This window comes from Metabacillus litoralis (genome assembly GCF_007994985.1).
Lineage (GTDB): Bacteria > Bacillota > Bacilli > Bacillales > Bacillaceae > Metabacillus > Metabacillus litoralis.
The window spans coordinates 153,642-167,402 of the sequence record NZ_VOQF01000006.1; the positions used below are offsets into that span (position 1 = coordinate 153,642).

General features: G+C 31.8%; 10 protein-coding genes. All 10 read right to left on the minus strand.

Going from position 1 to position 13,761, the window contains the following annotated elements; translation table 11 throughout:
* Positions 1–82 precede the first annotated feature (82 nt).
* A complete protein-coding gene (locus FS935_RS11610; protein WP_146949012.1) occupies positions 83–1,399 on the minus strand; it encodes an ABC transporter substrate-binding protein in 1,317 nt (438 codons plus the stop codon).
* Between the two features lie 660 nt (positions 1,400–2,059).
* A complete protein-coding gene (locus FS935_RS11615) occupies positions 2,060–2,752 on the minus strand; it encodes a YesL family protein (protein WP_146948713.1) in 693 nt (230 codons plus the stop codon).
* A gap of 49 nt (positions 2,753–2,801) precedes the next feature.
* Entirely contained in the window at positions 2,802–3,503 is a 702-nt protein-coding gene (locus FS935_RS11620; RefSeq protein ID WP_146948715.1) for an HAD family hydrolase, read from the minus strand.
* Positions 3,496–4,710 (minus strand): sn-glycerol-1-phosphate dehydrogenase, encoded by a 1,215-nt coding sequence (locus tag FS935_RS11625; RefSeq protein ID WP_146948717.1) that lies wholly within the window; start codon positions 4,708–4,710, stop codon positions 3,496–3,498. Before FS935_RS11625 ends, FS935_RS11620 begins: the two co-directional genes overlap by 8 nt.
* Positions 4,711–4,893: 183 nt before the next feature.
* Positions 4,894–6,024, minus strand: a complete 1,131-nt coding sequence (locus FS935_RS11630; protein WP_146948719.1) for a GntR family transcriptional regulator — start codon at positions 6,022–6,024, stop codon at positions 4,894–4,896.
* 353 nt (positions 6,025–6,377) lie between these two features.
* A complete protein-coding gene (gene mmsB, locus FS935_RS11635; RefSeq protein ID WP_146948721.1) occupies positions 6,378–7,601 on the minus strand; it encodes a multiple monosaccharide ABC transporter permease in 1,224 nt (407 codons plus the stop codon).
* A gap of 2 nt (positions 7,602–7,603) precedes the next feature.
* Positions 7,604–9,139, minus strand: a complete 1,536-nt coding sequence (mmsA, locus tag FS935_RS11640) for a multiple monosaccharide ABC transporter ATP-binding protein (RefSeq protein ID WP_146948723.1) — start codon at positions 9,137–9,139, stop codon at positions 7,604–7,606.
* 99 nt (positions 9,140–9,238) lie between these two features.
* The gene (gene chvE / locus FS935_RS11645) at positions 9,239–10,318 is read right to left on the minus strand and encodes a multiple monosaccharide ABC transporter substrate-binding protein (RefSeq protein ID WP_146948725.1); all 1,080 of its coding nucleotides are present in this window, start codon (positions 10,316–10,318) and stop codon (positions 9,239–9,241) included.
* A 388-nt stretch (positions 10,319–10,706) separates the two neighbouring features.
* Positions 10,707–11,927 (minus strand): response regulator transcription factor, encoded by a 1,221-nt coding sequence (locus FS935_RS11650; RefSeq protein ID WP_338036922.1) that lies wholly within the window; start codon positions 11,925–11,927, stop codon positions 10,707–10,709.
* 12 nt (positions 11,928–11,939) lie between these two features.
* Positions 11,940–13,751, minus strand: a complete 1,812-nt coding sequence (locus FS935_RS11655; protein ID WP_146948727.1) for a cache domain-containing sensor histidine kinase — start codon at positions 13,749–13,751, stop codon at positions 11,940–11,942.
* Positions 13,752–13,761: the final 10 nt, after the last annotated feature.

Here is a 13,761-nt window from a genome sequence, read left to right on the forward strand (position 1 = left end):
TACATATTTCTATTCTTCCATTACTTTAAGATAAATGGTGCTAGAATATTGCCCCAGCACCATATTATCTATGTTTGTTATATTAGTTTTTAGCTTTTTCTTCTTGTTCAATTGCTTTATCAAGAAGTTTTTGCATTTTTGGTTGTGCTTCTTTTACATATTCTTCAGCTGTTTTCTTACCATCAATTACTGGTTGGATATTCTTGAAGAATTCATCATACCACTCACCTGTATAAGTGAAGTTTGTTGGTAAATCGCGACCATGTGTTTCAATAATTTGTAAGAATTCTTCTTTATTTGCAGGCTTAATTGAATCATCTGCAGCCCACTCAGCAGCAACATCTGTATTATTTGGTAATTGAACTTGTTGATCTACTAATGCTTGTTGTCCTTCTTCATCAGCAGATAAGTATAATGCTAGTTCAGCTGCTAATTCAGCATGCTTCGTTTTTTCAGATACACCAATTCCTAAAGAACCGATCCATGCTTTTGTTTCACCTGTAGAACCAACAGGCCAAGGTAATAAATCATATTCAAATTTCAAATCTTTGTAAGCTCCCATATCCCAAGGACCTACTGGGAAGAAACCGATTTGACCTTGCATCCATCTTTGGTACGTGTCAAGAGTTTGTCCTTCTGCAACAGAAGGTGTTACTTTATGAACATTTTGTAAATCTGCAAAATATTGTAATGCTTCAGCGAACTTAGGATCATCAACTGTAACCTTTGTATTTGTTTCATCTAACCAATCTGCTCCATTACTCCAAACAAATGGTTGTAATGACCAGTTAACATTAAGTCCTGTACCCCATTGATCTAATTTACCATCGCCATCTTTATCCTTTGTTAACTGTTTGTTAACTTCTAAGAATTCTTCTAGTGTATAAGGCTTGTCTGGATCTGGAAGAGGAACTCCAGCTTCTTCAAACATTGTTTTGTTATATCCGAAAGCGAAAGGTCCTAAATCTTTAGGCACACCATAGATTGCACCTTGACCAGCAACTTCACCATCGTAACGATATTTATTTATACCAGTTTCCCAAACCTTAGTTAAATCTACACCTTCAGCATTTTCAACTAATTCCGTAATATCCTTTAAAACTCCAGCGTTTACATAAGCTTTTAAATTTCCAGGATTATAGAAGAAAACATCAGGAACACTGTTACCAGCAATTGCAGCTTGTAGTTTCGTATCATATTGATCTCCAGCTGTTACTACTGTTTTAACTTTAACATCTGGATTAGCTTCTTCGAATTTCTTAACTACGTTTTTATAAGCTGTTTGTTCTTGAGGCTGACCACTAAACATGAAAGTTAAATTTACTTTACCACCACTATCGCCGCCAGAACCTTCACTGCTACAAGCTCCTAAAACTCCTCCTACTACAACTACTAACATTGAGATTAACAAAAACCTACTTAGTTTATTTTTAGACTTCTTAAACAACTTAATCCCCCCTAAAGCTATTTTAATATAAAAGTAGACTTACAGAACAAAGGTGGCTTAATCTTTTTTATTAGTTTGAATATTTTATCTTTGTTATGTAAGCGCTTCTTTAACTATATATTATTACACCTGTTCGTACATGTCAACGAGTTTTTATAAAAAAATTGTATTATTTTGTTTTTTATTGTTTTATAGGTACGTACGTGTGTTTATTCACCCTGGAAATCCCATGATATCAACCTTTCTATATTCTTTGTAACTTTATTTTACATAATATTGAACAGATGGAGAAACTTATAAACGTATTTACTAGTAATTTCCATCATTTGATCTGTGAATTTACATTAAATTTCCAAGTGGAATTAATTAGTATAATTCTTTATTCATACTATTTTCTTTGCTCTTCTTGATTCTAACTCAATTTGTCCGAACAAGACAGTTAAATTAAAGGTTATTTTTTACATAAAATATTATATTTAAAATATAATAAGAAAAAACAAAAGAATACGCTTTTATTCAAGAGAAGACGACTTAAAGAGAGATTCAAATTAACAAAAATTCAGCTCTAAAAAAAAGCCAGAGTTTCTATTATAGAAACTCTGGCCCACTTGTTTATTTTTCTTGCATTTCTTGCACCTTACTAAATTTTTTATTAAATGTGTAATAAGATAGGAACGCGATAGTCGATCCTGTGAAAAATGGTAGTAAAAAAGTATAGCTCGTCAGACTAAGGTACAAAATAAACAAGTTGATCATCGCTATCACTATGCTGTTAAATGGTTTTAATAATGTAAAGCTTAGTGCATTCCTTAATGCTAACTTGAAGCTAACTGAAAAATGAACATTGATCGCAAATAGATTTGTTGTATATATAAAAAGAAAAATTAACATAAATATAAGAATAATACTTACAATTAAGTTCAGTTGGAAAAAGTAGTATATATCTAACACACATATCATCCAAATTGGAACAAGTAAAGCACCACTAGCTATGCTTCTTTTATAATTCTCTCGATAATACCCCCAGAATGAGCGGATGATAGATAAATCACGTTCTCCCAATATCCACTTCCTAGCAACAGCATACATAGCTGTCGTTGCTGGGAAAAAGAAAAAAGGTGCCAAAAGTGCAATAATTAACCAAGTGGTCACAATAACTGCCACCTGATTGGTTAAAGCTAAAGATATGACAAGGACACTTATTGGTAAATTAAATGCTACCCAAAGTAAATTTAAAACAGCAAATCGCGCAAACCATTCTAATACACGATTTATGCCTTCAAAAACGCTAAAATTCTGCTGCATATAAACCGAACCCCTCAATTAACTCATTTCTATAAAAATTTTTGTTCGTCTATACCATGAAATTTTTATACTCTACAATTTCTTTAATAGGTGAGTGATTTGTTTCCGGATCTCTATTTCTATGATTGAACCAAACCGTTTTCCAACCAGCCTCAATGGGAGAAATTATGTCATTTTCCCAGTTATCACCAATATAGCAGCATTGGTTTGAGTTAACTTCTACTTGCTTTTGAACATAATGAAAAATCCTTTTGTCTGGTTTAGCTATCCCAATACTATCAGAAATAAATATTTTATCTCTAGATATTAACCGATGTAGCTGCAGTGCTTTTATCTTTTTATACTGATGCTCTAATGGACCATTTGTAATAATCCCAACCATTTTTTTGTATTCTTGCAAATTTATTATTAATGACTCTACATCTGAGAAGGGTTTTATAGAATTTTGTTGTTTTTCATATGATGCTTGTATCATTTTAGCTTTCTCAAGAGTTAGATCAACATTATAATCATTGCATGCCATTATAAGTCTTTTTGTTCTTAACTCATCTAAATCTATTTTTCCATTCGTATAAGTTTTCCAGAGCAAATCGCTATAAAAACGTACCTTCTTAAATAAAGGTTCAATTAATGCTGGTTCAATTGTTAAATTTTCAGACTCTAGAGCTAAGCTGAAAGGTTTGAGTTGATCATATAATGTATCATCAAGATCAAAAAATACAACCTTTACATCTTCTAACTCTTTATACATATTGATGTTCACCTATATGCTCGTTCCAAAATTTCAACAATGTATAGCGATTTCTTAATTCATGGGCTTTATTTAAACTGTCTTGAACAAGTGCTGGCTCTATTCCTAAATCGTAAGGAGTAACAGAACCTTCTAACATTGATAACATATTTGCAATTTCTTTCGGTTTAGGTAACAATTCTAAAATTGTGATGATTTCATGCTGTTTATCGAGAATTGCCTTTGCTTCAGCTGTAGAGAAATTCTTTAATTGGTCTTGGTTACCTATTAGATCTAGCACATTGTTTTTATAAAGATCTAGAATAATTTGAGAAGAAACTCCTACCTTAGCTCCATGAAGGACCTGTGGTTTATCCTCTTTTATAAAATCCATTTCCCAAAAATGTGATAAATGATGTTCACCACCAGATGCAGGCGAAGAATAACCAACAAGAAGCATTGCCAAGCCAGATTGTATAAGAGACTCTATTAATATTTTTATGCCTTCTTTGTCACCGTTTTCAATTTCCTTTACAGCATTCACGCAATTATTTAGTGCTTCTTTAGTAAGTTGTGCGGACAAAGAACAATATGGCTCTTTTGCTATGAGGTGTGAAAACTTCCAATCTGCTAAAGATGTATATTTTCCAATCATATCCCCAAAACCAGCAGCGATCATTTCTTTAGGTGCTTTTTGCAAAACATTGATATCTGCAAAAACTGCGATTGGAGAATGCATTTGATAAGTTGTTTTTACACCTTTAATGACAACAGGAGCTCCCATGGAATTAAATCCATCAACTGAAGGGGCTGTTGGTATTGAAATAAACGGTTTAGCCATCTTATAGCTAGCAAATCTAGCAATATCATGAATTGTACCTGCACCTACAGCAATAATACTATCAGCATTTTGTGGTATACCTAACATAGCCTCAATTAAAGCCTCTTCATCAGCAATAACATCTCCTTGATTGTTAGCACTAATAAGGGTAATACAATAATCAATTTTTTCATCACTTAGTAGCTCAGAAACTCTTTTGCCTGCTACTTCAAATGTATTTTGATCTGCTATTATGACTACTTTTTCAAATTGGCTATTTTCTATATACTTTACTGCTTTATTTAATGCATCATCACTTATAACAACTTCATCTATTAAAATATCATTATGATGGTTTCCACATGTGCATTTGTTTGCTAAGTTAGTAAGCTCATTTAAAGAAATCAATCAACTTCCTCCTCACTGATACATTAAGTACTTTTAATATGAAATAAAATCTTTAGTATTACACTTATCATGATAAATAAACACACTGAATGTACTTACTTTAGTTAAATACACTCAGCAGAACTCAATTATTTGCTTTATTTTCAGAAGACATTGTAGTTTTTATGAACACGGTAGCTGACCTTAAATAATGACCTTACTATCTTCTATTTTATCTAATGAGCTAGTAGAGTTTCTTACCTTTAGTTCAGGTTCATAAACTTTCTGCCTACTTGTATTATCTTTATTGTCTCTTTTTTCCACTTCAGCCACTATCCATTTTGCTGCTTCAATACCCATATCCATTTTTGGATGGTTAACAGAAGTAAGCTTTGTCTCTGTTGCTATAGACAAGTAAGAATTATCATATCCAATGATGGATAGGTCGTTGGGAACTTTTATATCATATTCTCTTAAAACATTTAAAACTTGAACGGCAATTTCGTCATTATAACAAACTATAGCTGTTGGTCTATTTGTAGCATCTTTTAATACCTCTTTTAATTTAGAAAGAAAATCTCTCTCTTTTGTTGTGAAAGTAATAAACATCTCTGGAAAAAACGGGATATTATTTTCTCTGAAGGCACGGATAAAACCTTCCATCCGGTTTAATCCCTGTAAATCATCACTTTTAAATAAACCAATTATTTTTTTATGTCCTAACTTGATCAAATGGTCTGTAGCAATAAATCCTCCTTTTTCGTCATCTAATATAATATAAGGTGGATTTAGTTGAGGATAATATTGATTTATCATTAGAAAAGGTGTATTATTTTGCTCCATTTCTAAGTAATAATGAAGATTTGGATTATAGCTACTACTTCTTGTCGGCTCTACTATTAGACCATCTATATTTGAATTAATCATTGTTTCTAAACACTGCTTTTCCTTTTCAGGATCATTATCCGTACAAGCAAATGTTAAAGAATAACCGTGAGAAGTTAGGTATGATTCTATCCCTTTAATAATTGACGGGAAAATATAATCAGAGATATATGTCGTAATAACACCAATGTTTTTGCCTGTTGAATTAACACTTTGAGGTTGAGCTTGATTTGAGCGATTTGAACAAAATGTTCCAGCACCTTGCTCTCTATATAACCAACCTTCATGTACAAGATCTCCTACAGCTTGTCGAACTGTATGTCTACTTACCTCAAACATTTTAACTAGCTCATTTTCAGAATAAATTTTATCTCCAGGTAAAACCTTACCGTCTATGATCCACTCTTTAATTTTTTCTTTCACCATACTAACTTTTGTTTGTTGTGCCATTTGTTCCCACCACTTTCAACTTGTATGTTTCTAAATAAGTACTTATTCGTACAACTGATTTTATTATACACTAAAAGATAAAAAAATTAAAAAAAGAATTATTTTGTATTTGTGTTTGTTGCTCGTTATGTTTTGATTGCATTATTTGCAAAATTTTTAGTTTCTTTAGTGAACTTTTTATTAACAAATATACTCCTTTATTAAAAAGAGTTTAGTACATAGTCATGTTCTTGAATAACAACAAGAGGATTTACCATGTGATAAAAAGTAAATGTATTAGAAAAATCGTCAAATATTCTAGTGAAATAAACTAGATTTTTGACGATCCTTATCTCTTCCTATCTTTTCAATTGTTATAAATTTTTATTCTTATTATAAATATCAAACGCTACAGCAGCTAATAATACTAAACCTTTAATAGCCTGCTGCCAATCTATACCCAATCCAACTAGTGACATACCATTATTCATTACACCCATAACTAAACCACCAATAATAGCACCTGGAACAGTACCAATTCCACCATACGCAGATGCCCCACCGATAAAACATGCTGCAATTGCATCAAGTTCAAATAAATTCCCTGCTTTAGGTGTTGCTGCATTAAGCCTTGCAGCAAAGATTAGTCCAGACAGTGCAGATAATACACCCATATTTACAAACACTAAAAATGTGACTCGTTTCGTTTTCACACCTGATAACTGTGCTGCCTTTTCATTTCCACCAATAGCATAAATATGTCTTCCTATCGTTGTTTTCCTCATTACAAAAGTATAAATTAAAATTAATATTCCTAAAATGATAAGTATATTTGGTAATCCTTCATAAATTGCTAATACATAAGAAAAGATGTTTATAACAACGACTAATGAAACAAGCTTAACAATGAAGATTCCTTTTGGCTGTACTTCAAAACTATACTTCTTTTGATTACTTCTAGCTTTTATTTCATTGAACACGTAGATTATAGATAAAAATATACCTATTAATAATGTTAATAAATGAACATTTCCTCCGCCAAAAACATCCGGAATGAACCCAGAGCTAATCTTCTTAAATGTCTCTGGGAAAGGTGCAATCGATTTACCTTCTAAAACAACTAGTGTTAATCCTCTAAATAGTAACATTCCTGCTAATGTCACAATAAAAGCAGGAATCTTTACATAAGCAATCCAGAAACCCTGCCAAGCTCCTATTATTGCTCCTAATAATAATGAAATAATAACAGCTAAATAAGTAGGCATTGAATAGTCTACCATCAATATAGCTGCTATAGCTCCAACAAATGCTGCTATAGAACCTACTGAAAGATCGATATGTCCAGTAATGATAACTAAGACCATGCCTATGGCTAGAACTAAAATATAACTATTTTGCAAAATTAAATTCGTTATATTTAAAGGCTTTAATAATATACCTTCTGTTAATATCTGAAAAAGTAACATGATTAAGATAAGCGCTATAATCATACTGTATTGTCTCATATTGCTTTTTATCATTTGTGATAATATTTGTTTATACGATCTACTATCAGGTTGTTGTTTACTGTTATGCTCTTTTTGCGTCATTGGCTGCATAGTTATACTCCTCCCCTAGCCTTACTTTTTGTCATATACTTCATTACAGTTTCTTGTGTCGCATCTTGACTATTTATCTCCCCTGTTATCCTACCTTCATTCATCGCGTATATTCGATCACACATTCCAAGAATTTCAGGCAGTTCGGATGAGATAATTAAGATGCCTTTCCCTTCATTTGCTAGCTGATTAATAATCGAATAAATTTCATACTTTGCTCCTACATCAATACCCCGAGTTGGTTCATCTAGAATTAGAATATCTGGTTGTGAGAAAATCCATTTACTTAAAACAACCTTTTGCTGATTACCACCACTTAAATTACCTGTTTTTTGAAAAACACTAGGGGTTTTAATTTTCATCTGCTCACGAAATTTTTCTGCTTCTATAACTTCTTGGTTGTTATTAATAACAAAACCTTTTGAAATCTTTTTTAAATTAACTAATGATATATTTTGTTTAATATCATCCATTAAAACTAAACCATTACCCTTTCGATCTTCTGTAACATATGCAATTCCGTTATTGATGGCTTGATTTACATTATTAAGTTGAATTTTCTTGCCATCTTTATATAATTCACCAGTTATTTTTTTCCCAAAAGACTTTCCAAAAATACTCATAGCTAGTTCTGTCCGACCAGCACCCATTAACCCAGCAATTCCGATAATTTCACCTTTTTTAATGTGAAAATTAGCATTATCAATTACCTTCCGCTCATTAGTATGGTATACATTCCAATTTTTCACTTCAAAAATTATTTCACCAATTTTAGGATCCCTTTTAGGATAACGATTTGTTAAATCCCTTCCCACCATACCTTTAATAATCCTATCCTCATCTACATTATCTTTTTCCATATCTAACGTTTCGATTGTCTGACCATCACGTAAAATCGTTACTGAATCAGCAACTTTAGAAATTTCATTCAGCTTGTGTGTAATAATAATTGCTGACATACCCTGTCTTTTAAATTCTAGTAACAAATCCAATAGGTTTTCACTATCATCCTCATTCAACGCAGCTGTTGGTTCGTCTAGAATAAGTAATTTAACTTTTTTAGATAAGGCTTTTGCAATTTCTACTAACTGTTGCTTTCCAACTCCTATTTCCGTAATTAATTTATCAGGGGACTCTTTCAGACCAACCTTTTCTAATAGTTCCTTTGTTTTATTCGTTGTTTCATGCCAATTTATAATGCCTCTTTTAGAATTTTCATTTCCTAAAAATATATTTTCTTTAATTGATAAATCGGGGATTAGTGCTAGTTCTTGATGGATAATAACAATTCCTAATTCTTCACTTTGCTTAATATTTTTAAATTCACAAACCTGATTTTGAAACAAAATATCTCCTGAATATGATCCATGTGGATATACCCCACTTAACACTTTCATTAGAGTTGATTTACCTGCACCATTTTCACCTGCTAAGGCATGGACTTCACCCTGTTTCACTTTTAAATTCACATTTTCAAGCGCTTTAACGCCTGGAAACTCTTTCGTTATGTTTCTCATTTCTAAAATAACTTCAGACATATTACAAACACCACCTTTAAAATGTATTTAGACTTGCTTAGAAGAGCCCTTTTATTAAACTTGACTCTCCTTAAGTAGCCTAAATCCATATCATGTAAATTATTGTGTCAATTCATCTTCTGTATAATAGCCGCTATCTACTAGTACTTCACTGTAATTGTTCACATCAACTGATACTGGCTCCAATAAATACGCTGGTACAACTTTTTCACCATTATCATATGTTTCTTTGTCATTTACTTCTGCTTCTTTTCCTTTAAGAACAGCCTCTGCCATTGCTACTGCTTTTTTAGCCAGCTCTCTTGTATCCTTAAATACTGTTTGTGTTTGTTCTTTAGCAATTATCGATTTTACTGAAGCTAACTCAGCATCTTGACCTGTAATAATTGGCATTGGTTTATCTCCTGAACCATAGCCAACACCTTTCAAAGAAGAAATGATACCAATACTTATCCCATCATATGGTGAAAGAATAGCATCAACTTTTTCTCCTGAATAATAAGCACTCAATAAGTTATCCATTCTAGATTGAGCCACAGATCCATCCCATCTTAAAGTTGCACCTTGATCAAAAGAAGTTTGACCACTTTGTACAACTAATTTGCCAGAATCAATATAAGGTTGTAACACTGACATTGCTCCATCAAAGAAGAAGTAAGCGTTATTATCATCAGGTGATCCTGCAAATAACTCGATATTAAAAGGTCCCTTTCCATCTTTTAATCCAAGAGATTCCTCAATATATGAACCTTGTAAAACACCAACTTGGAAGTTATCAAATGTAGCATAGTAACTAACATGTTCTGTATTTTTTATTAGACGATCATATGCAATTACTTTAATTCCCTGTTTATCAGCTTTAGCTAATACGTTTGAAAGTGCTTCTCCATCGATAGGTGCTATAACTAAGACATCTACCTCTTTTGTAATCATATTCTCAATCTGAGAAACTTGATTTTCAACTACGTCTTCAGCGTATTGTAGATCTGTTTCATATCCTAATGATTCAAATTCTTTCACCATATTATCACCGTCGTTCACCCATCTTTCAGAGGATTTAGTAGGCATCGCAATTCCTACAGTTCCACTTTCTCCACCACTTGCTCCCTCGTTTCCTCCACAAGCTGCTAGTGAAGCTAACATAAATATTAAAATAAATACTGAAAATAAATTTCTCATCTACTTTTCCCCCTGTTATTCTTTTTTCTTGTATCAGGTTGTTCACCATTGAATAAAATATATCACCTTGTTAATTTTCAGTCTTTTCAATAAAAATACAATTTTTATAATAATTAAACTTTATTTTAAGCGCTTTCATTTTTTTATTGTGTATTAATAATTAAAGGCTCTTTTCTGAAAGATTGTTGCTATTTGACATCTTTATCTGTTGGTAACAAGTGTTTTATCGCATAAAAGGTATAATTTTTAGAAGAAAAGATGCCACTAGACTTTATACAGAGTTGTTTCCAATAGGATTCTAAAAACAACAAAGTTTACGAAAACACCCTAATTAAAACAACCCTTTCTCATAATGAAAAAGGGTTGTTAAAGATAGGACGTAGTAAGGTTATTCATTAATAAATGTTGGATTTTTCCTATACTTGTTTGGTGAAACTCCAACTACTTTTTTAAAAGCTGTACTAAAATAATGTTGTGTGTCATAACCTACTTCTTCAGCTATTTGGACAATTGGGAGGTCAGTATTATTTAAGAGCATAATAGCCTCTTTAATCCTTAAGTTAGTTACTAAACTAACAAATGACGTTCCTAAATCTTGTTTAATAATTCGACCTAAATAAACAGGTGATACTTGTAAGTTGTCTGCTACTTGTTCAATTGTTATATCAGAATCTGTAAAATTTTTTTCAATATACTGTCTAGCTCTTCTAACAATTGGTGAGATGGTTGTTTCACTAACTAATTTCTTTTTACAGTTTTCATATCCTTCAGCAATGGATGCAATGTCATTTTCAATGTTTTCAATATAAATATTTATAGATATTTTCAAGTACTCTTTTATTTTCATTTTCACTATATTATATAGATTCTCAGAAATACTATCCCACAGTAAAACGATGATTAGGTCTGTTTCATCTCTGAAACTCACTTTTGAACAATGATCAAATACTTCTGAAGTTATATTTTCTATTGAAAACAGTAGGATTTTTTTATCTTTATCAGACAACAATGGTTTATTAGCTACGTATTCTGGGCATTGAATGACTAAAATATGTTTTGGGCTACTTAAAGGGAGGTCAAAGAATTTTAACTGATTTATTATGCTTTCCCTATTCTTTATTGTTCCATTTATCCATTTATTAAAAAATTGTTCACGTAATATTGATAGATTATTCTCTATTTGTCTTGAAGCCATCTCTAAAAATTCATCTTGTTTTGTATCACTTTCCAATTCCTCAACAACTTGATCTAAAACTTCATTTAATTTATTAGGTTCAACTGGTTTTAGAATATAATCGGTGACATTTAATCTTAAGGCTTCCTGAGCATATGTGAATTCATCATGACCAGTTATAATAATAATCTTACATAATGGTAGTTGTTCTCTTATTTTTTTTATTAAAGAAAGTCCATTCATAATCGGCATATTCAAATCCACTAAGATTATATTAACAGAGTATTTTAAAGCAAGCTCCAAAGCTTCTTCACCATCTTCAGCTTCAGCTTCGACAAACATGTTAAATGATGACCATTCAACAGATTGACGGATTCCCTCCCGAATAATAGGTTCATCATCGGCAATTAATACTTTCCATATAGAATTAATCACATTTCTCCCTCCTTAAGCTTTAGCATCATCAACTATAATATCTCTCTTTATAGGTAGGAAAATTGTTACTATTGTTCCCTCCCCTACTTTACTATCAATCTTTATTCCATAATTGTTTCCATATGTTAACTTGATTCTTTCCTGTACATTCATCATGCCGTACCCAATATCAATTTGTTTACTTTCTTTATTATCATATAAAGCATCCATAGTCTTTCTGAGTTTTCCAAGCCTATCTTGGTCTATACCTTTCCCATCGTCTCTAACAGTAAGTACCAAAAAATCCTGCTCTTTATTTGCTTGGATATAGATATGCCCAGGACCTCTTCTTTCTTTAATTCCATGGTAAATTGCATTTTCAACTATTGGTTGTAGCACAAGTTTGAGAGTCATAACATCATGTATGGCTGGTTCAATTGTAATAGTAAAATTTAATTTATCTCTGTATCTAGCTTTTTGAATACTTAAATAACTTTGTATATGTGTTATTTCATCAGTTAATAGAATATGATCTTGTCCCTTATTTAATCCAATACGAAACAACCTAGACAAAGAGGATACCAATTCTGAGACATCTTCAGCTCCTTGATTTCTTGCCATCCAATTTATCGTATCTAATGTATTATAAAGAAAATGTGGCTTAATATGTGCTTGAAGACTTCTAAGCTCAGCCTCTCTTTTTTGACGTTCATGATGTTCGGTTAATGAAAGGAGATTTATAATCTTAGAAATCATGTGATTAAAACTCTTACCCAACATACCAATTTCATCTTTTCGATTACCTTCATAACGAACTGTCAAGGTACCTGATTCGACCTGTCTCATGATTGACATGAGGTGAACAATAGGTTCAGACATTGATTTAGAAATATAGTAGGATGCAGTTATACCAAACAAACAAACGAAAAAGAAAAAAGATATAACGAATAAATGTATTTTCCTAACTTCCACCACAGAATCGTTCATGGAAAATATACCGACTGTTATCCAATTTGTAAACGCTTGCTTTTGGAAGATAAATTGAAGGTTATTTCCGTTTATTTTCTCTGAAAAAGATCCCGAATCTTCCTCATTTATAAGCAGCCTTTCAGGGACATTTTCAATTAAAGGAGTTGGTGGAGTATAAATCCCCTGTCCTTTTTCATCAATAACCATTAAATAACCATATTTCCCTAACCTAACATTTTTGGTTGCTTCAGCAATTACTCTCAACTTTAAATCAATTAAAACAACACCAAGAACTTTTTGTGTTTCTGGTTGGAGTATTGCTCTTACAACTGTGACTACTTCACTATTCTTATATTTAACATGACTTGTAATCTTTCGATCTGTTGGATGACCTATAATTTTAAATATTCCCTCGTTTTCAACTGCTTCCTTATACCACGCCTCATTTGTTAAGTTGTATTCAAATCTAGGATACAATTCATTACTGACATATCCTCCGTTACTATTAACAACTAATATTCCTGCAACCTCCGGATATAAGGTTGAAAGCCCTTGCATAAATTGACGTATCTCATATTCTTCATTTTCATTCTGATCTTCTATTTCTTGGTTGCTTAAAAATTTTTTAATTTCAGGGTCCATAGATAATAAATAAGTAATATTTTGCATATTGCTAGCATGTGATTCTAAAGTGCGATTTACTTGTTCAATTAGTTGAAGTGTGTGTTGTGTAGCTTGTTTATCTATTATGTGCTCAACTGTATAGCCAGTTAAAAGACCCAATCCGATAGATGGTAAAATACTAATTAAAAGAAGTAACGTGATAATTTTGTGTCTAATCGGTAGATGATTGAATTGAAATAATGGTTGCTTCATATTAGTCAAC